The sequence below is a fragment of the Citrobacter sp. Cpo071 genome (genome assembly GCF_030332765.1).
GTDB lineage: Bacteria > Pseudomonadota > Gammaproteobacteria > Enterobacterales > Enterobacteriaceae > Citrobacter > Citrobacter portucalensis.
Genome location: NZ_JAOWHE010000085.1, coordinates 413,658 through 432,265, shown reverse-complemented (window position 1 = coordinate 432,265; position 18,608 = coordinate 413,658). Strand labels below are relative to the sequence as shown.

Genomic DNA, 18,608 nt, shown 5'->3' with positions numbered 1-18,608 from the left:
ATCCTCTCTATTCAGAAATGTCGCACATGATATGTTTCACCCGAGTGTATTCCTCGAGTGAATAAGATGAGAGATCTTTGCCGTACCCCGATTTTTTGAACCCGCCGTGCGGCATCTCGGCACACAGAGGAATGTGATTGTTAATCCACACCGTGCCAAAATCGAGGTCAATGCTGAAGCGTTGGGCGCGACCATGGTTACTGGTCCAGACGCTGGCGGCAAGACCATACTCCACATCATTCGCTTTGTGTAGTACCTCTTCGTCAGTAGAAAACGACTGAATAGTCATTACCGGGCCAAATACTTCATGCTGAATAGCTTCATCATTTTGATGCAAACCGGAGACGATCGTCGGCTCAAAATAGAAGCCTGGACCAGATCCTGCGCGCCCACCGGTTTCAATTTTTGCATGTGCCGGTAAACGCTCAATAAAGCCTTTCACCTGCTCCAGTTGATTCCGGCTATTCAATGCGCCGTACAGTGCATTTTGATCTTCTGGCGGCCCATATTTGATACTTTTTGTTTTCTGGATCAGTTTTTCCAGAAACTCAGCGTAGATAGATTGCTCTACCAGAATCCGCGTTGCCGCTGTGCAATCCTGCCCGGCATTGAAAAAGCCTGCTGTGGTAATCGTCGCAATCGCCTTGTCCATATCCGCATCGGCGAACACGATTGCGGGCGCTTTCCCGCCCAATTCCAGGTGTGCTCGGGTCAGATTTGCCGCCGCCGAAGCCGCAACCTGCAAACCCGCACGGACCGAACCGGTAATCGAGACCAGTGAGGCTTTCGGGTTTGAAACCACCAGCGAACCAGTGCTGGCTTTGCCCAACACAACGTTAAACGCCCCTCTCGGGAACAACGGTGCGGCCAGTTCAGCCAACAGCAGCGTACTAACTGGCGTGGTGTCGCTTGGTTTTAACACCACCGTGTTGCCTGCCGCCAGCGCTGGTGCAATCTTCCACACCGCCATCATGAACGGGTAGTTCCACGGCGTCACTTGCCCAACAATACCCAGCGGTTCACGACGAATGGTTGAAGTAAATCCTGCGGAATATTCTCCGGCCGCCTTTCCTTCAAGACAGCGCGCCGCACCGGCAAAAAAGCGGATGGCATCGCAAGATGCTGCGATCTCCTCTTTCTCAATAAAATGGCGAAGCTGACCGGTTTCCTGGCTCTGCGCGGTTACCAGTCGCTCAACGTTACGTTCAATCTCATCGGCCAGCCGCAATAACGCCTTTTGCCGCTGTGCCGGCGTCGATTTTCTCCAGATGCTAAACGCCGCCTCCGCTGCTGAGTAAGCCTGCTCTACCTCCGCCTCGTTAGCGTTGGGAGATATTGCGTACGTTTCACCGTCAACCGGACTCACCAGTTCGAAGCTATCTTCGCTACTGCCTGCTACATAGTGCCCATTAATAAAATGCTTCAGGGTTTTCATGTTTGTCTCCTGCCAATTAATACATAAAGAATCTTATGTAATATATATATTGTAAATTTTTTTCAAATGCGCAACATTGACACTATGATAAGCCTCGCATTTTTAACTTAATTTTCACATTTGCAAGATGAGGCTTTATATTGCCAGCTGACGCGTTACGCCCAGCTCATCATAAGGTTATCGGGACACACATCCGCTTGTGCAGTGACGTTGCGCCCAGGCATGTAAAATAACTCGGCCATTCTTACCTTCCTTGCCCGACGGGCATGTGTTAAAAATGGTCGTTGTTTCAGGGAATTGAGTACAGAAAAGATTATGATTACTCACGCGGTCATATTTGCGCCTATCGGGCAGGTCAGTCGTTCAGACCAGATAGTCCAACGCCTTTCAAATGCCATTATCACGGGGTTGCTGGAGCCAAAAGAACAGCTCCCCAACGAAACTGATCTGGCAAAGATGATGGGTGTCTCACATATCACTATCAGAGAAGCGCTAAACACGCTTCGGGCTAATAATCTTATCCATACGGTTCGTGGTCGTAATGGCGGGAGTTTCGTTTGCGAAAATATTGATGGCAAAAATAGCGCCCTGCATCCGTTCAAGGCGATCAGTACGGATTATCTGTCTGATCTGGGTGAAATGCATTGCGCCATTATTAGCCATAGCGCGAGGCTGGCTTCCCGACGGATGACCGGTGCGGATATCGCCAAATTTCGCGAGTTTGTCGAGGTGCTCAGAAAGGCAAACTCACCTGAGCTGATGACCCAGGCCGATATGCGTTGTCTGCTGGCGATTGCCGCCAGTTCGCATTCAGCGCGACTGGCCAATCAGGAGCTGCAGGTTCAGGCTGAATGGGCATCGCTGGTGGCGATACTTTATCGCACAGACAGTATTCATGCAGAAATTATCGCGCTTTATTCGGCGCTGGCCGATGCGCTGGCTGCTCACAGCGAGGCAGAGTCAGTACAGTTTGCCACGCGGATCATCGACACGTTTACCTACTACCTTATTGAAAAAAAGCTGAAATATAACTCGAACTGACAATCAGTGAAGGCAGGACAGACAATGAGCTCTTCGACATCCCTAAGCGCATTAATTCGTAAAATTGATGACATTACTGTTTCTACCGTAGATTCTACCGTTGCGCTGGCGAGGAGCATCCATGAGGCGATTTCAGGGGTACAAAAGGCCTCAGCCGAGGTCGTTCTCGACCCCTCAGTCAGATCCACCGTTCAACAGCACATCAAGCGCACGCTCAATAACAACCATTACTGCTCAGGGGCGGGATTCGCCAGCCATATTGAGAGTACCGCAACCACAAAAGAGTACTGGTTGCTGGAGTGGTGGTATAAGAAAGATAATGGTTTGAGCCAGGCGCATCTGGATTTGGATCAGGCCACGCAACAACGACTGGATTTCAGAACCTTTGAGTGGTTTAAGCATTCTCCTCCGGCAGGCAAAGCCTATATCCACGGTCCCTACGTCGACTATATTTGCAATATCTCCTATACCCTAACGTCAGCCGTCCCGGTCTACTACAACGACCAGTTTCTCGGTGTTGCCGCGGTCGATCTGCTGGTCAGTCAGATAGAAGCCGAACTGCTTTCCTGTGCCCATCCTGACTATGTGATTCTGACCAATCTGGAAAACAGGATCATTTTCTCCAGTTGGCCACGTTTTCGCGTGGGTGAATTGCTATCACCTGCAAACAGTACCGTGGTGTATCGGAGCGACTACTTTATCCTTTATCACTATCAAAACTAAGGGCCCGAAGGCCCTTAGTTTTTAGTTATCCTGCCCCATATTGAGCTTATTGGCGTAGGCAATGGCGTCGTTTTCCGGCGCCGCTGAACGACCAAACGGACGGGTCAGGAACATATAAATAAGCCCCGAGCCAACAACAATCGCCAGGCCGAACAGGACCGTCCAATGGTCGATGAAGTCGCTGCTGTCTGCCGGTTGCGCCAGTAACCAGATCCCGCACAATCCGTAAGCTAACGCCAGCACATTCACGATTACGCCCCAACCGCCAATGGTCCACTCCCCCGCCGGTTTCCAGCCTTTCAGACGCTGACGCAGCGCGGCCAGCACAACCATCTGGAACGAGATGTAAATCCCGATAACAGCAAACGCGGTGATACGCGACAGGTTATCTGGCTGGAAATAAACCCAAACGCAGATGATCACTGGCAGCAGGCAACTGACGACCATGGCATTATCCGGAACACCATTTTTAGAGATTTTGGCCATCCATTCACTTCCCGGCAGCATTCTGTCGCGGGAGAAAGAAAAGATAAGACGGCTTAACGCAGCCTGCAGAGACAAAATGCACGACAACATGGCGATAATTGCAACCACGATAAAGACAGTCGCGCCAGTTTCGCCCAGAGCTTCATTAAGGATTGCCGGGATCGGATCGGACGTTTTGCCATTCACGATGCTGACCAGATTCGGTGAAGCCAGCAAATAACCCATAACAGAAATAATGGCGGAAATCGCGCCGAATACGATGCTTAAAATCATCGCCACCGGGATCTTTTTACTCGGATTCTGCACCTCTTCCGCAACGTTACCGCAGGCCTCAAAGCCAAAGAACATAAACAGCCCCATCAGCGCAGCAGACATAAATGCGGTGGAGTAGCTGCCGTCATGAGCCAGCACGCCCATCGAGTCAAAAATCACAGAGAACGGCTGCGAACGGTGGAAAATCAGCAGATAAATCCCCAGCGCAATCACGCTGACAATTTCACACCAGAAACCAATTTTCGCCACCCGGGCCAGATTTTTAGTCCCGGACATATTAACGGCCATCATCAACAGCAGCAGCAGGACAGAAGTCACCAACATTGTGGCCGGCGTCTGACCATAGTGGAAGAGTGATTCAACAAACGTTGATGTATATTCCGCGATCGACGTAATGGTGACCACCAGCGCCCACAGGTAGATCCAGGCGGCGATCCACGCATACTTCTTGCCCCACAACCTTCTGGCCCAGGGGTAAAGCCCGCCGGTTATCGGATACTGGGAAGCGACCTCACCAAACACCAATGCCACCAAAAGTTGCCCACATGCGACGATTAAAATCCACCATACTGCGGGCGGCCCCGCCAGCGTTACGGCCAGTGCAAACAGCGAATAGACGGCAGTAAGCGGCGACAGGTAGGTAAAACCCAACGCAAAGTTTGAAATAAGACCGATCGAGCGATTGAACTGTTCTTTGCCATCTTTTTGAAAATTATCATTTTTCTTATCAGGTGTCTGTTCCATATTGCTTTCTCTTTTGTGGAATAGTCGCAGGGTTGAACAATTAATGTATAAAAGATATTAAGTTATATGTATAGTGATTTTGTCGCAGATTTGTTAAAAATGATCGCGCATCACGTTAATGAAAAAGTGGAGATAAAACGGTAGAGAGAGCGAGGATTTTGCGGTATTTACAACCAACGATTCTTTAGCAATTGCGAACCATAGGCTATTTTGGCGGATAAATACGCACAGCGGATTGCGTTCGATGCTAAGTAGCAAGAATCGCTGCTGTTAAGCAACATTTTTGCAATATAATAACGTGATGTTAAACGCTGAACCTGAGCAGGTGAATGATGGAAATTGATCTCGATAATCTGGTCTTTGATGGACTGGAAGAAGCGCAAGAGCGTAACGCTGAACGTCTGGAAGATGCAGACAAGAAAGCGCAGGAAATTATTGCTGATAATGACTGCGGCGACGCCTGCAAAATCTGATTTCCAAACCGGCGCAATGCCGGTTTTTTGTTGCCTGTTAACCCCACCCACTTCAGCCCGTATACCGTAAGGCCTCAATCAGTTGGGCAAAGGCGGCGGTATGCTGTTTTCGGCTGGGATAGTACAAATAATAGCCAGGAAAAGGTTCGCACCAGTCCTCCAACACTTTTTCCAATGCCCCCTCTGCAACAGCCTGCTCGACGGTGTCTTCCGGCACAAAAGCCAGCCCCATTCCCGCCATCGCTGCGCTAATTCGCGGGGGTAGATTGTTAAAAATAAGCTGCCCTTCCACCCGTACGCGCAAATCTTGCCCGTCTTTAGCAAACTCCCAGGCGTATAATCCGCCCAACGTCGGCATGCGCATGTTAATACAGCTGTGATTTTGCAGGTCGTGAGGGGTTTGCGGTTTGCCATGACGAGCAAAATACGCCGGTGACCCCACCACTACCATGCGCCAGTCCGGGCCAATTCTGACGGCTACCATGTCTTTTGCCACCTGCTCACCGAGCCGAATACCCGCGTCATAACGGCCAGTCACAATATCCGTCAGACTATTGTCGATGGTCATTTCCACATTAACATCAGGGTAAGCCTGCAAAAACGGCTCCAGCGCGGGCCAGACGGTAGATTGCAATGCATGTTCGCCCAGCGTCAGGCGGATGTTACCGGCCACGCGCTGACGGACATCGGTTAATGCCAGCAGCTCTGTTTCAATGTCATCAAAACGCGGGCTGATACTGTTGATAAGCCGTTCTCCGGCTTCGGTCGGCGCAACGCTGCGCGTGGTGCGGGTCAGAAGCCGTACATCCAGCCGCTCTTCGAGTCCACGTATCGCATGGCTTAACGCTGACTGCGAGACCCCGAGCTTTGCCGCAGCCCGCGTAAAACTCCGCTCGCGGGCAACGATAATGAGATAATAGAGATCGTTAAAATTATCACGCAGCATGCTTATCCCCACTCCAGACCTGTTGTGACATATGGTACAGGTCCGGAGGGTATTCCAGTAGCATTTCTGGACATTAGCACAGCTCAATCTTATTCAAGCGTGCTCTCACACAAAAACAAAATTCGAATTATTACCAGGCTTATGCACGATTTTACCTTTCACTCATGCATTATTTTCACCCGCTATTAACACATCCTTCACTAATAACATTTTGTATATAGATAAGAATTTTTTCTTATTTTGTCCCAACCGTAAGTTATGGGAGCGTAAAAAGCACTAACCAAAAACTACAGGGATTTCATACAATGATGGCAACGAAAACTAACCGCGCTAAAAAAACACTGCTGGCATTGGGCGTGCTGCTGGCCTCAGGACTTACCGTCTCGCAGGTTCAGGCTGACCAACTGGCCGATATCAAAGCCGCAGGCGTCGTAAAAGTCGCGACATTTGACGCGAATCCTCCGTTTGGCTCCGTCGATGCCAAAACCCATAAGATTGTCGGCTACGACGTTGATTTTGCCGAAGCGCTGGCCAAATCCCTTGGTGTAAAACTGGAACTGGTAGCGACCAATCCGGCAAACCGCATTCCGTTATTACAATCTGGTAAAGCTGATTTAATCGTCGCGGATATCACGATTACACCTGAACGGGCGCAGGTAATAGATTTCTCCGTCCCTTATTTTGTTACCGGCCAGCAGTTCCTTGTGCCAGCAAAATCTCCGGATAAGCTCGATGAATACAGCAAAGCACGCATCGGCGCGGTAAAAGGCACTACTGGTGAACAGGCACTGCATCAGCGCTTCCCGCAGTCGCGCGTACTGGCCTACGACGATATCCCGCTGGCATTAACCGCATTACGCAACGGTAATGTGCAGGCCATCACCCAGGACAGTACAATCCTGGCGGGCTTGTTAAGCGGTGCGCCGGATAAAGCGGATTTCAAAATTTTGCCGGACCTGCTGAGCAAAGAAGAGATCGGCGTGGGGGTAAAAAAAGGCGAACCCGCGCTGTTAAAAGCCGTCAACGATGAACTTTTGAAGCTGGAGTCTACCGGTCAGGCAGCAAAAATTTATGATGTGTGGTTCGGCCCTGAAACCAAAAATCCGCAGCCCCGCGCCTTTAAAATAGAAGCCCAGTAATATGCTCTCAGCTCTTTTTCATCGTTCCGCAGCTTCGGCTGCGGATTCTACCCAATTGGGTCAGGCAAGCGTCAAACTGCACAATGTGTTTAAACAGTATGACGCTCATACCGTCCTTAACGGCGTCAGCCTGGCAGTTGAACCTGGTGAAGTGGTGACCATTCTGGGGCCTTCCGGCTCAGGAAAATCCACTCTTATACGTCTTATCAACCAGCTTGAGTCGCTCAGCGGTGGCGAAATTTTCATTGATGGTAAACCGATTAGCCAGTTGCGCGGGGCGGCGTTACGCCAGCTACGTAGCCGTATTGGTTTCGTATTTCAGCAATTCAATCTCTATTCGCACCTGACTGCGCTGCAGAACATCGCACTGGCGCTGGAATATGTTCACGGCTGGAACAAGACGGAAGCGGATCGTCGGGCACTTGAGTTGCTGGAAAAAGTGGGACTGGCGGAAAAAGCCAACGCCTATGCCGCTCAGTTGTCCGGTGGGCAGCAGCAGCGCGTGGCCATCGCCCGCGCACTGGCTTCGTCTCCACAAATTATTCTGTTTGATGAGCCCACTTCCGCGCTGGATCCGGAAATGATCGGCGAGGTATTACAGGTAATGAAAAATTTGGCCCACAGCGGTATCACCATGATCGTCGTGACCCACGAAATGCATTTTGCCCGCGAAATTGCCGATCGGGTGGTTTTCATCGATGGTGGCGATATTCTGGAAGTGGCCGCGCCGGAGGATTTTTTCGTCCGACCACAGCACCCGAGAACCCAGCGTTTCCTGAAAAAAGTGCTCGACCCGTTACACCAGGAGTCATCGTCATAATGCATGCAATGGACTGGCAGGGGGTGCTGAGCGGGCAACCCCTGCAATGGATAATTTCCGGTTTTCTCACCACGCTCTGGGTGACGCTGGCAGGTATTGTGCTCGCCACGCTCATTGCCATCTCACTGCTCGGCCTGCGCCTGACGGGCAATCGTCTCGCTAAAGCGATGGTCGGGGTGTGGGTCTCGGTGTTTCGCAACACGCCTTTACTGGTGCAACTGATGTTCTGGTATTTTGCCGCCTGGAACTGGCTACCCCGTAATGTCATTAGCTTTATCAATGCCGATCATCCATGGTCAATTTTGCCGGGTGATGTCTGGTGGTTAACGCCGGAATTTATCTGTTCAGCATGGGGGTTGGGGGTATTTACCTCAGCATTTTTGGTTGAAGAGATCGCTTCGGGTTTACAGGCTGTTTCTGCCGGACAACGCGAGGCTGCCGTGGCGCAGGGGTTTTCATCCTGGGCGATATTTCGTCAAATTCTGCTGCCTCAGGGGCTGGCAAACGCCTGGCAACCGATTGTTGGGCAATATCTCAACCTGATGAAGCTTTCCTCGCTTGCCAGCGGTATTGGATTTGCTGAGCTCACCTACCAGGTACGGCAAATTGAGAGCTACAACGCGCACGCGCTGGAAGCCTTTGCCGTTGGCACCGCACTCTATCTGTTTACCGGCATCGTTCTGGGTATGCTGCTTACGCGTCTTGGCCCGCAGTCTGCGTCGGGTAAATCGTCAAAGATAAGAATGCGCATCTTCAGCGTCAGGAGCATACTGCATGATCGCTAATGTTTCGGTCATTACCGACAATCTTGACTATCTCCTGTGGGGACGTGTAGCTGAGGGGCAACCCGGCGGTGTACTGCTCACTTTGCTGATGGCTATCGGTGCGGCATTGCTGGCGCTGCCTGGCGGGATCGTTCTTGCCTGTTGCGCCTGGCGATTTCCGGGCGCGGTTCGCAACGGATTGTTTATCTGGGCGGAATTTATTCGCGGCATTCCGCTCATCTTTGTGATTTTCTGGATGTGGTATTTGCTACCCATGCTGACCGGAAGCGATCTGCCCGGTGCCGTTACCGTGACGCTGGCGCTGGCATGGTTCACCGCCGCCTCGGTGATGCACTCGGTGTATGCTGGAATTAGCGCACTGCCTGGCGGGCAGTATGAAGCGGCAGTTGTTCAGGGTTTTCGCCCGGATCAGGCCCTGTGGCTTATCTTGCTGCCGCAGGTGCTGCGTAACGTACTGCCGTCGCTGACGGGGATTTTTATTGGGCTACTGAAGGACACGTCACTGGCGTTTATCGTTAACGTGCCGGAACTCACGACGGTTGCCGGTCAGGTTAACAGCCGGGTGCAAATATACCCCGCAGCCATTTTTATCTTTACCGGGCTGGTTTATTACCTGCTGTGCTTTAGTCTTGAAAAAATCACCCAGCGCCGATTCGCACTAAAATGACCTCTCGGCTCAACATTCCACGAACTGATGGTCTCCGTTGAGCCGATATTTCACGCCCGCCCGAATGTTATTTTCCCCTTCAACGGCAAGCGCAAAACGCATTCTTTCGCCATCATGATAAGCCAGCGCCGCACATCCGCCGGGACCAAGAATTATCGAGTCGACAGCACCGGTACTGGCAACAACGGCGTTCTCTCCGCTGGCAATAATGTGGATATTGTCCGCGCAGTTAGCGATTTTCGCCTCTGCGCCAAAACAGGCCAGTTGGGTTAAATCACCGCTACTGGCAATCCGATTTCGGTCGCCGAGCGAACTGATACGTACGCGCATGCCGGTACTGGCAATACGTGTTCCATCGCCCACACTGCTGATACGCGCCGAGTTTCCCGCAATCGCTATTCGCCCGCGTTCGCCTGAACTGCCGATATGCGTGTTATAGCCTACACAGCCAATCCGTGCGCTGTAACCGGCACAGGCGATCTGCGCAGCGTACCCGGCGCTGGCAATTTTAACGTTGTCACCCGCACTGCTAAATCGGGCATAATCTTCCGCACTCGCCAACGGACGACTAGTTTCCCCCGCGGCTTGCTCACAGGAAATATTCCCCATTGCGTCAATATCCTGCTGAGCAAAACTCGCCTCTTCCCGCCATTTTGACCAGCCGTATTCCACCAGGCTATTTGCCCAATCGGTATACCCTTCCCGCTGGAGCGCACGATGAACATCGGCATAGCTTCCTCCTGCGGGAAACGCACGTAGAAACCAGCGGTACATGACGGGCCCAACACGCCAGGCCCGTAAGTCACTTCGCGTAATCATCATCGCTTAATGCCGGTGGTAGCCATCCACCATACACTTAAAGGTTTCGCCCGGCGTGCGCCCCGTAGTGCAGAGATAAAGATGCCCAAAAATGAAAAACAGACTGACTATTGCCAGCGCAAAATGCGCCTGAAGCAGCCAGTAACGCACCCCGGGGAACAGATCGCCGACGACCGTCGGGTAAAGCGATAACAATCCAGTGATCAGTAGCAGTGGCAACAAACCATACATCACGCCAACATAGGCCGCCTGCTGTAACGGATTAAATTTAGAGCGAGGTGAGGCCGGAAATGGGTGTGACTCGCCCTGCATAATGCCAAACAGGTAAAAACGCGTTTGTCTTTGCGCACGTGCGATCCAGCCCTGACGTTGAATAATATAGTGATGTCCGTTGCCGCCAATCAGGTTGATCAGCACAAAACCAATCCAGCAGGCAAGTAGCAAAAAGCCACAAACCTCATGAACGGTGAGCAGGCTTTTCATTACCGGTGCGCTAACGGCAGAGAAGTGATTGACCAGGCCACTAACCAGAAGCAACAGAAATAACAGCGCATTCGACCAGTGCCACAGGCGGACAGCCTTCGAATATAAATAGACCTTCTCACCATGCCCTGCCGACGCTTTATGCGCCGCCCGAAAGCGCAGCATGGCATGAAGCGCCAGCACCAGCCACATTCCCACCAGCATTAACCCGGCAACGACTAACCACACAGGCCAGTAGTCCGGTGAAAACAGGGGGACATACTGTGCAAGTTGGGCGTGAAACTGTTCGGCATTCTGCGACGCGTTCATACATTTTCCTTTTTAATCAAATGTTGACCGAACCGACGATACAGATGGGGCTTCCCGGCGCCTGCAAGTTGATATTCGTAATACTTGTTTTCTCGCAACCAGGTCTGAATTTCCGGGCTATCTTCACGACCGAAAATCAGCGCATGTTCCGGGCAAGCGTTAACACAGATCGGAGGGAAACCTTTCGCCAGCCGAGATTCAGCGCAGAAGTCGCATTTATCCGCCACTTTGGTTTGCGGGTTGAGATAGCGCACCTGATAAGGACACGCGCCAATACAGTAACTGCAACCAATACAGCAAGACGTATCTACTCGCACAATACCGTTCTCATCTCGCCAGGAGGCACCGGTTGGACACACCTCAATACAAGGTGCATCATCACAATGCTGGCAGGACTGACGGAAGTAGTGATACAGCGTTTCGTTGTCGTTATCGGTTACAGGAATATGAGCGATCGACAAACGGCTGCCCTGGTCAGGTACATGGTTGGTTTTCCGGCATGCACGAGCGCAAATATTGCATCCGTTACACAGTGATTCGTCGTGAATCATGACGTAACGAACGGCTTTAGGGCTCCTGGTACTCGCTAACAGATTTTGGCCTGGGCCGGTAAAAAAAATCACCGTCCCCATGCCAATGACAAATTTTCGTCGGGTGAAGGACATCGGGTTATCCTCTAATGCTGTGACAGTGGTCGTCCACACATTCCATGACATCAACCTGAATATTTCAGGGGTTCTGATACTGCTCAACCTCAAGCCATTCACACAGGCCGTACGCTTTGCCATAACTCATAAAACGTTCGCTGAACAAATAAGGCTCCGCATTTGACGATTCCACAGTACGTATATCTGCGTAATCAGGGTGCGTTTCCATGGCCGTTAGCGCCGCTGAAATCTGCTGAGACTCAAAGCTGTACGGCGGTTGCGTCAACATGGCGACCTTATAGGGGCGAGGATACGTACGACCGTCGAAGCGTACCGCCTCGGCAATCGCACGGCAGATGTCGTTTTCCACCACCTGCACGCACATGTCGGCGTAGTTTGCCGTCATGGTTTGCGTTGAGTAGAAATAGATATCTTCCGCACCCTGCACACGGGTGATATCCGCGTCATTCGCGTCCTGGCACAGCGTATCCAGCAGCGCGCTAAGATCGGTTTCAGGGACCGAATAAGGTGGCTGCAGAAACACGCTGCGCGCCACCAGGTGCCCCGATGCCGAATGCTGGCGGATAAAATCTGCCACAATCGACTCCGGGCTGGCGGCTCCCTGAACCTGCGGCGCAGTCACCCGCTCGACCGGCGGGTGAAACGCCTGTAGCCAGTGTCTCTTTTGGCTATCAACCTCGTCAGGAAGCGCCTCAATGGGTGCCTGAACGTTGCTCACGTTAGTCATCTCGCGTTCCTTACGCTGGCAACAGATCCTGCGCAGCCAAATCGGCTGCCACGTCTTCAAGTCCGAGTCGATTCAGGGTTTCACGCGTTGGGCAACCCAACTCGGGATCCCAGCCCATTTCCTGATAGAACATCGTCAGTGACTGGCGCATATCCTCCCTGTCCATCTTGTCGGTGCCTTCGGTGAAGACCGGAATTTTCGGATCTTTATCAAACACCCAGGAGCAGATGAGATCGTGTTCATTACGCATATCTTTGGTTTGCATCAGTTTGACCGTATAGGCACGATGCAGGGTAAAGATGCGTTCAGCGGCCAGGTCCAGACTCGCCTGCGTGGTTTCATCACCGGTGACTGCCTGGAAGAATTTCGCTTCCAGATCCAAATCTCCGCGATAGTTGCGGCTCTTAAGGGGTGAAACCGTCATCGGCCAAACCCAGTTACACAGCGTAACCGCGTTATGCAGGCAGACTTTCAGCAGCGTCCATTTGGCATATTTGATCTTGGCGGCATTGATTGGGGTATAGTTTTTGGTCTCGTCGTAGGCGTCCTGCGACCCAAATAACTCGCCCGCCACTTCGCGCTGTAATTTCAGCGGCAAACCGGAACCGATGAAGTTGATATGGGTGTGCGCCATACAGTCACGGTTAAACATACAGTTGGTGATCGCCCCCACCTGCGCCGAGGCTTCGTTTGCATGATGGACCGGAAAACCAAACGGCGACCACAGTTTATTTTTGGCATAACCCCAGTACTCTTCGCCCAAATCCCAGCGTTCAGCAATGGCATACGAGCCGTCCGCAAGATGACTGAGTTCCCCCACGCGATGCGCCAGTCGATAGTAGAAATCTTTGATAAAGTTAGGATCGCCCGCCTCCAGTTGATCCCAACGGATCTCCGCGTACTCTTCGGCTGGCAGCACGCGTTTAAAGACGCCTTTCGAATAGCAGTAGGTAAAGTCACGGTGCAGCTGGCCGTAGTTACACCAGATACCGTAATCGTCAAACAGGTTCAGTCCGATCAGGTTCCCTACGACTCGCCCATCGTCTTTATCGTCAAAATCTTTCGGGCCATTGGGGAAAATGGTGGTGTGAACAAAGTTCGCCACGCAGGTGTTGCCGCCGGTACTCGGCACGCCAAAATCCTTCACCCGCGGGACATTGAGCTGCGACATACAACGAATAGGGCATGAATGGCAGCCGCTCATTTTGACCGTGTATTTTTCTGCGGCTGGACCCAGATCGAACACCGATTTATAGGTACGGAAACCCACCGTATTTTGGTTTCCCGGCGGGATTTCACCGGTTTCGATTGGCCCCCCTTCTGCCGCGCCCCAGAAAAGTCCCTTACGGGCTGTCCAGCGCGAGTTTGGCGAAGAGTATTCTGCCCAGGCCTGCGGGGTGCTTGGCACGACGTGGTTGTTGTTGGCGCCGATAAGCTCGGTCATCATGTAGTCATTGAGACGCTTCATCTCTTTACGATCGGCAATGTTGACGCCTTTAGTCCCTTCTACCGCAATGGCCTTCAGGTTTTTCGAACCCATCACCGCACCCGTACCGGCACCGCCGCTGTGGTTGCGGCTGTTGATCATGCAGGACAGTGGCACCAGATTCTCACCCGCCTGCCCAATAGCGGCAACGCAGGTTTCCGGGCTGGTAATCCGGCAAATCTCTTCGGTTGTGGCGCGAGTCCCCTTGCCCCACAAGAAATCGGCTTTTTCGATGCTGACTTTATCGTCTTTGATGTTGATCCAGACCGGTGATGCGGACTTGCCTTCAATAATAATGGCGTCATAACCGGCGAATTTCATTTGTGCAGCAAAGAAACCGCCCATATGGGCATCTACGACTAAGTTACCTTTGGTAAACGTCGATAAGGAGGTGATATTGACGCGGGAGCTACAGGGAGCGCCAGACCCCGTCAATGGTCCGGTGGCAAAAACTAGCTTATTACCTTCATCAAAAGGCATGGTGCCTGGCGGGACTTCGTCGTACATAATTTTATAACCAAAGCCCATCCCACCGACAAATTTTTTAAATTTACTGGAATCTTCAAGGGTGATATTACCCGTGGTGAGATTGACCCGTAAAATATTACCTGTCCAACCATTAGCCATCATGTTTTCCTTTGCAAGAAGGTTTAATAGATATACCCGCCATTCTTCAGGCAGTTTTTTATCCAAAACTGCAGTATTTTTGGCAATTAATGGCGCGAATCAGGTATGCCTGTCATCTATCAAACAGTAATATCTTTCCACTCGATAATTTTTAATGCTCCAGTCGGGCAAGCATTGGCGCATTCCCCGCATAACACACATTTTGAGGACTTTTTCGTTTCGGTATTTACGGTCGCCATCATCCACGGGCAGGCTGTGGTACACGCGCTACAGCCAATACAGCGTTTGTGGTCCACCGCAATACAACCGTCTTCCTGTTTCCAGGTAATTGCACCAATTGGGCAGACCTTCATGCACTGAGGATCTTTGCATTGCCGGCAGGTATCAGCGGTATAGTTTAAATCGCCATACAGCCCACCACCGGACCCGACGCCATCATCGCCAAAGAAGAAATTGCGATGGATTTTTATCCGGGAAAAGAAGGTCCCTACGGCACCATCGTTATAATTGGTACAGGATATTTCACAGCGGTGACAGCCTGTACAGCGGGCTCGCTGGGTCACCAGAACCCCTTTCGGCGTATTGATAAGCCCCACGGTCCCACTATCGACATCTTCCTGCTTACAACCAAATAGGGATAACAGCGCGGGGGCAATCGTTAATCCCGCCAGTCCTTTCCCTGATATCCGCAGGAATTCTAGTCGCGTTAAACCACAATCTAAAAATGGACGATCAACCTGGTTCATTTATTTCGCATCCTCTTCGCAAATGCTGTGGTAGCAACACATCCAGGCTAATTTAAACCAGCGCAGCTCAAGCCATATCGGGCGGTTAATGTTGCCAACAACACGTAAATTTTTGCCCTAACCTGATCGCGTAAATGACGGTGGTTAAACTGAATGAATCTAATCCTTTAGGGTTAGGCGCAGAAATAATGTGGTTATTCAGCATACATAGTCTTGATCGTCATCAATTAAAAAACGGAAGGGATATAATTAATGCGGAGTGAGATTTATTATCATTAAGAAATGGAGTGAAATAGCAGCCCATTTAAATTACAAATATTTGTGAACCCTCTCCCAAATATAATATTGCACGGCTACCGATATATAAATAAATACATATCGCTTTATAGTTCTCTACAACCAATTATTAACGGAGATAAATTATATAGATTGATAGATTAACGTATCGAGAATAAGAGGACGGCAAAAAATTTCTGCGGTCCTCTTTTTATGAATTAACCGGCCAATGCTTTAATTACGGTCTCAATAGCCTGTTTTTCTAACTCACTGCGCTTCACGCGCTGGTTAGCAAGGGTGGTTCTCAGCACTCCCGCAATGACGATATGCTTAGGTTCTTGTCCCAGATCGCGCATTTCCAGCACTACTTTACCGACTACTCTGCACATTTCACGGTACAACTCGTCGTCTTTCGTCTGATTTCCCATTTTTGCCCGCTCGTCATTAACTCAAACCAACAGCATATATCACTCTGACGATTTAGACAAAATTCAATGAAAATCAAATAAATGTCATCATTCTACTGAATTCTCTGAAGTCGATTAACGAGCTCAGCAAGACTTCCTGCCTGCATTTTTTCCATCACCCGCGCCCGGTGTACTTCAACCGTACGCACGGCAATATTCATGGCATCAGCAATTTCCCGATTCATTAACCCTTTTGCTACCAGATGCGCCAGTTCCCGTTCTTTTGGCGTAAGTTGTTGGTAGCATGAGATGATCTCTTGTCGCGAGAACGCCGCTGCCGAGACCTGCAAGGCATGTTCTAATGCTGCCTGCAGCGGCACGGCTGACACCGGTTTTTGCAAAAAATCGACCGCGCCACGTTTCATTTGCTCAACCGCCATCGGCACGTCGCCGTGCCCGGTGAGAAAGACCACCGCCAGCGTACTTGCTTTCTGACGCATGATTTCATGCACAGCGTGCCCATCCAGTACCGGCATACGCATATCCAGCAGTAGTACGCCCACCTGGTGCAGATTTGCCTCGGCGAGGAATTTCTCGCCTTGCTCCCAGCAAGACACCTCATATCCCAGACTTTCCAATAAAAACGCACAGGCCTGGGTGACGGCAATGTCGTCATCCAGCAGATGAATTATCGCCACTACGGCCTCCTTCCTGATTTGGTTTAAAATACAATGTCACTCTCGCCCCCGCTTTACCGTCCGGGGCCTGCTGATTTTTGATCTCAATATCTCCGTTTGCGTAGCGCACCAGTCGCTGACAAATGGCCAGTCCAAGTCCCATACCTTCTTTGCGGGTGGTCATAAACGGCTGAAACGCCTGATACAACTGAGCCTCGTCAATGCCTCCGGCATTATCCTGCACCTGAATACGCACGCCACCATCCTTGTGCAGGGCGCTAAACCATACTGTCGTAGCGCCTGCCTGGGCGGCATTGAGTACCAGATTAGCCAGCACCTGCTCAAGAAGAACGCTTGGCAGCATCAACGTTAACGCCTTGCTAACCTGCGTGTGCAGCGTTACCGCCGGGAATTGCTGGGGCATGCGCAGTAATTGCCAGACGTGATGGATAGCATCGTGAACGTTGATGGCTTGCCAGCCATCGGTGAGTACCGGATTGCCCTGTGCCTGGCTGACCCACTGTCGGAGATTGCGCAGCGTATCGGCTCCTCGTTGTGCCTGGGCGTCTATGTGCTCAAGCGCGGGCAGCAACGGATGCTGCTCATCCTGACCACGCAGGCGAATTAGACAGCCTTGGGCATAATGACGGATAGCAGACAACGGCTGATTGAGTTCATGGGCAAAACCGGAGGTCATCTCCCCCAGCACGCTCATTTGGCGGGCAGTCTCCAGCGCCTGTTCCTGTTTGTGCAACAACACGTTGTTCCGCTCTAACTGCCTGCCGCGTCGGCGAACCAACAGCATCACCCAGATGTAATTGAGCGTAAGCAACAGCAACACGATGACCACGCCCCCCATCGCCAGTCGGTGTTGAATAAACCAGCTTTTGACATCCAGCCACAGCTGACGCTGCTGCGGATGCTGGCGGACGTCGCGCAGCAACGCTTCTACTTCACGGGTCGAGGCGGGCGCGCCCCAGCGAAACGCCGCGTTTTGCGGTGCATTGAACAGTACCCGCGTGACGCGATCGGCCAGCTCGTCACTCACTTCAGGTAGTGCGGCAAATGACCAGTCCGGATAGAGCGGCGTACTGGTTAAACAGGGAATTGAAGTCGGATGATTCAACACGGTCATAAAATCGGTTTTACGGATGAGGCCTTCTTCATCCATTTTTTCCAGCAGGCACACCGGCACGATCACCGCCTGCACGGCTTTTTCACGTAATAAATAGAGTAAGGCATCGGCGGGAAATCCGGTAAACGTCAGACGTAAATCACGTTCAGGGCGCAGACCGGCATCACTGAGCGCTTTATATCCCAGCAAATAGCCGCCAAACGCCTGAGCATCAATGGCACCAACCGTTTTGCCGATCAGATCGTGTGCGGAGGTTATCCCGCTGTCGCGCCTGACGAGAATGGCGCTGCCAATCACGTTACTGGTGGCTTTCCCACCACGGGTGGAGCGTAACGACGCCAGCCAGCGTAGCGCCGAGCGGCTGTTAAGCTGGACAAACTGCGCCGGATTGGTGACCACAAAGTGTACCGTTCCACGATTCACCGCCTCCTGCATCTGCCGCAGGTCCAGCGGTTGAATATGAAACTGCTCACCGGGGATTTGCTGATTCAACAAGGTTTCCAGCGGCTGCCAGTGATTACGTGTAGAAACCTCCCCGCGCATCGCCAAAACGCCAATGTTCCATGTCTGCGCCCTGACCGCGCCGCTTAGCATCCACAGCGACGCCAGCACCGTCAGACATCTTACTACGTTGCGTCCCACTCAATTATCCCTGTCAATTATGTTGTTTTAGATCAACAACAAGCCGGGTATGTGGTTAACCACAATAGAGTATA

General features: G+C 51.5%; 19 protein-coding genes. 7 read left to right on the top strand and 12 right to left on the bottom strand.

From position 1 onward, the window contains the following. Window positions 1-7: 7 nt before the first annotated feature. Complete coding sequence (locus OGY09_RS19235; RefSeq protein WP_032943248.1) at window positions 8-1,435, bottom strand: gamma-aminobutyraldehyde dehydrogenase; 1,428 nt, start codon at window positions 1,433-1,435, stop codon at window positions 8-10. A 315-nt stretch (window positions 1,436-1,750) separates the two neighbouring features. On the opposite strand from OGY09_RS19235, the gene OGY09_RS19230 reads away from it, so the two are divergent. Then, window positions 1,751-2,476, top strand: coding sequence for a FadR/GntR family transcriptional regulator (locus OGY09_RS19230; RefSeq protein ID WP_032943243.1), 726 nt, complete (start codon window positions 1,751-1,753; stop codon window positions 2,474-2,476). 24 nt (window positions 2,477-2,500) lie between these two features. Continuing rightward, the gene (locus tag OGY09_RS19225) at window positions 2,501-3,199 is read left to right on the top strand and encodes a cache domain-containing protein (RefSeq protein WP_032943241.1); all 699 of its coding nucleotides are present in this window, start codon (window positions 2,501-2,503) and stop codon (window positions 3,197-3,199) included. Between the two features lie 21 nt (window positions 3,200-3,220). Here OGY09_RS19225 and OGY09_RS19220 read toward each other — a convergent pair whose 3' ends face one another. Next, window positions 3,221-4,702, bottom strand: coding sequence for an APC family permease (locus OGY09_RS19220; protein WP_286590821.1), 1,482 nt, complete (start codon window positions 4,700-4,702; stop codon window positions 3,221-3,223). 332 nt (window positions 4,703-5,034) lie between these two features. Between OGY09_RS19220 and OGY09_RS19215 the strand changes: the two genes are divergently transcribed. Then, complete coding sequence (locus tag OGY09_RS19215; protein ID WP_003832695.1) at window positions 5,035-5,175, top strand: hypothetical protein; 141 nt, start codon at window positions 5,035-5,037, stop codon at window positions 5,173-5,175. Between the two features lie 52 nt (window positions 5,176-5,227). Here OGY09_RS19215 and OGY09_RS19210 read toward each other — a convergent pair whose 3' ends face one another. After that, the gene (locus OGY09_RS19210; RefSeq protein ID WP_032943239.1) at window positions 5,228-6,121 is read right to left on the bottom strand and encodes a LysR family transcriptional regulator; all 894 of its coding nucleotides are present in this window, start codon (window positions 6,119-6,121) and stop codon (window positions 5,228-5,230) included. Between the two features lie 305 nt (window positions 6,122-6,426). Between OGY09_RS19210 and OGY09_RS19205 the strand changes: the two genes are divergently transcribed. From OGY09_RS19205 to OGY09_RS19190, 4 genes are read left to right on the top strand one after another with little or no spacing between them, the layout of a single operon-like run. Next, window positions 6,427-7,260 carry an ABC transporter substrate-binding protein gene (locus OGY09_RS19205; protein ID WP_032943237.1) on the top strand — a complete coding sequence of 278 codons (834 nt, stop codon included), beginning with the start codon at window positions 6,427-6,429 and terminating at the stop codon, window positions 7,258-7,260. A 1-nt stretch (window position 7,261) separates the two neighbouring features. After that, a complete protein-coding gene (locus OGY09_RS19200) occupies window positions 7,262-8,080 on the top strand; it encodes an amino acid ABC transporter ATP-binding protein (protein ID WP_032943235.1) in 819 nt (272 codons plus the stop codon). Then, window positions 8,080-8,865: an amino acid ABC transporter permease gene (locus OGY09_RS19195; protein ID WP_032943233.1), complete on the top strand. Its 786-nt coding sequence runs from the start codon at window positions 8,080-8,082 to the stop codon at window positions 8,863-8,865. The genes OGY09_RS19200 and OGY09_RS19195 overlap by 1 nt, the downstream gene beginning before the upstream one ends. Next, window positions 8,855-9,532 (top strand): amino acid ABC transporter permease, encoded by a 678-nt coding sequence (locus OGY09_RS19190; protein WP_003832686.1) that lies wholly within the window; start codon window positions 8,855-8,857, stop codon window positions 9,530-9,532. The genes OGY09_RS19195 and OGY09_RS19190 overlap by 11 nt, the downstream gene beginning before the upstream one ends. Before the next feature lie 9 nt (window positions 9,533-9,541). Here OGY09_RS19190 and ydhT read toward each other — a convergent pair whose 3' ends face one another. The 9 genes from ydhT to ttrS form a co-directional block, all read right to left on the bottom strand. Further along, window positions 9,542-10,306: a protein YdhT gene (gene ydhT, locus OGY09_RS19185; RefSeq protein ID WP_420911692.1), complete on the bottom strand. Its 765-nt coding sequence runs from the start codon at window positions 10,304-10,306 to the stop codon at window positions 9,542-9,544. Window positions 10,307-10,357: 51 nt separating this feature from the next. After that, window positions 10,358-11,143, bottom strand: a complete 786-nt coding sequence (gene phsC / locus OGY09_RS19180; protein ID WP_032943228.1) for a thiosulfate reductase cytochrome B subunit — start codon at window positions 11,141-11,143, stop codon at window positions 10,358-10,360. Continuing rightward, window positions 11,140-11,808, bottom strand: a complete 669-nt coding sequence (locus tag OGY09_RS19175) for a 4Fe-4S dicluster domain-containing protein (RefSeq protein ID WP_020996435.1) — start codon at window positions 11,806-11,808, stop codon at window positions 11,140-11,142. The genes phsC and OGY09_RS19175 overlap by 4 nt, the downstream gene beginning before the upstream one ends. Window positions 11,809-11,872: 64 nt before the next feature. Beyond that, window positions 11,873-12,538: a YdhW family putative oxidoreductase system protein gene (locus tag OGY09_RS19170; RefSeq protein ID WP_032943226.1), complete on the bottom strand. Its 666-nt coding sequence runs from the start codon at window positions 12,536-12,538 to the stop codon at window positions 11,873-11,875. Between the two features lie 10 nt (window positions 12,539-12,548). Then, window positions 12,549-14,651, bottom strand: coding sequence for an aldehyde ferredoxin oxidoreductase (locus OGY09_RS19165; protein WP_003832676.1), 2,103 nt, complete (start codon window positions 14,649-14,651; stop codon window positions 12,549-12,551). 119 nt (window positions 14,652-14,770) lie between these two features. Continuing rightward, entirely contained in the window at window positions 14,771-15,397 is a 627-nt protein-coding gene (locus OGY09_RS19160) for a ferredoxin-like protein (RefSeq protein ID WP_003029338.1), read from the bottom strand. Window positions 15,398-15,891: 494 nt separating this feature from the next. After that, the gene (fumD, locus tag OGY09_RS19155; protein WP_003029345.1) at window positions 15,892-16,101 is read right to left on the bottom strand and encodes a fumarate hydratase FumD; all 210 of its coding nucleotides are present in this window, start codon (window positions 16,099-16,101) and stop codon (window positions 15,892-15,894) included. A gap of 92 nt (window positions 16,102-16,193) precedes the next feature. Then, complete coding sequence (gene ttrR / locus OGY09_RS19150; RefSeq protein WP_000974596.1) at window positions 16,194-16,778, bottom strand: tetrathionate respiration response regulator TtrR; 585 nt, start codon at window positions 16,776-16,778, stop codon at window positions 16,194-16,196. Beyond that, window positions 16,753-18,486, bottom strand: a complete 1,734-nt coding sequence (ttrS, locus tag OGY09_RS19145; protein ID WP_122973803.1) for a tetrathionate respiration histidine kinase TtrS — start codon at window positions 18,484-18,486, stop codon at window positions 16,753-16,755. The genes ttrR and ttrS overlap by 26 nt, the downstream gene beginning before the upstream one ends. Window positions 18,487-18,608 lie beyond the last annotated feature (122 nt).

What these genes read in the sequence shown, in the direction of transcription:
- OGY09_RS19235 (WP_032943248.1), bottom strand. Translation starts at nt 1,435, where the DNA reads ATGAAAACCCTGAAGCATTTTATTAATGGGCACTATGTAGCAGGCAGT.
- OGY09_RS19230 (WP_032943243.1), top strand. Translation starts at nt 1,751, where the DNA reads ATGATTACTCACGCGGTCATATTTGCGCCTATCGGGCAGGTCAGTCGT.
- OGY09_RS19225 (WP_032943241.1), top strand. Translation starts at nt 2,501, where the DNA reads ATGAGCTCTTCGACATCCCTAAGCGCATTAATTCGTAAAATTGATGAC.
- OGY09_RS19220 (WP_286590821.1), bottom strand. Translation starts at nt 4,702, where the DNA reads ATGGAACAGACACCTGATAAGAAAAATGATAATTTTCAAAAAGATGGC.
- OGY09_RS19215 (WP_003832695.1), top strand. Translation starts at nt 5,035, where the DNA reads ATGGAAATTGATCTCGATAATCTGGTCTTTGATGGACTGGAAGAAGCG.
- OGY09_RS19210 (WP_032943239.1), bottom strand. Translation starts at nt 6,121, where the DNA reads ATGCTGCGTGATAATTTTAACGATCTCTATTATCTCATTATCGTTGCC.
- OGY09_RS19205 (WP_032943237.1), top strand. Translation starts at nt 6,427, where the DNA reads ATGATGGCAACGAAAACTAACCGCGCTAAAAAAACACTGCTGGCATTG.
- OGY09_RS19200 (WP_032943235.1), top strand. Translation starts at nt 7,262, where the DNA reads ATGCTCTCAGCTCTTTTTCATCGTTCCGCAGCTTCGGCTGCGGATTCT.
- OGY09_RS19195 (WP_032943233.1), top strand. Translation starts at nt 8,080, where the DNA reads ATGCATGCAATGGACTGGCAGGGGGTGCTGAGCGGGCAACCCCTGCAA.
- OGY09_RS19190 (WP_003832686.1), top strand. Translation starts at nt 8,855, where the DNA reads ATGATCGCTAATGTTTCGGTCATTACCGACAATCTTGACTATCTCCTG.
- ydhT (WP_420911692.1), bottom strand. Translation starts at nt 10,306, where the DNA reads ATGTACCGCTGGTTTCTACGTGCGTTTCCCGCAGGAGGAAGCTATGCC.
- phsC (WP_032943228.1), bottom strand. Translation starts at nt 11,143, where the DNA reads ATGAACGCGTCGCAGAATGCCGAACAGTTTCACGCCCAACTTGCACAG.
- OGY09_RS19175 (WP_020996435.1), bottom strand. Translation starts at nt 11,808, where the DNA reads ATGTCCTTCACCCGACGAAAATTTGTCATTGGCATGGGGACGGTGATT.
- OGY09_RS19170 (WP_032943226.1), bottom strand. Translation starts at nt 12,538, where the DNA reads ATGACTAACGTGAGCAACGTTCAGGCACCCATTGAGGCGCTTCCTGAC.
- OGY09_RS19165 (WP_003832676.1), bottom strand. Translation starts at nt 14,651, where the DNA reads ATGGCTAATGGTTGGACAGGTAATATTTTACGGGTCAATCTCACCACG.
- OGY09_RS19160 (WP_003029338.1), bottom strand. Translation starts at nt 15,397, where the DNA reads ATGAACCAGGTTGATCGTCCATTTTTAGATTGTGGTTTAACGCGACTA.
- fumD (WP_003029345.1), bottom strand. Translation starts at nt 16,101, where the DNA reads ATGGGAAATCAGACGAAAGACGACGAGTTGTACCGTGAAATGTGCAGA.
- ttrS (WP_122973803.1), bottom strand. Translation starts at nt 18,486, where the DNA reads ATGCTAAGCGGCGCGGTCAGGGCGCAGACATGGAACATTGGCGTTTTG.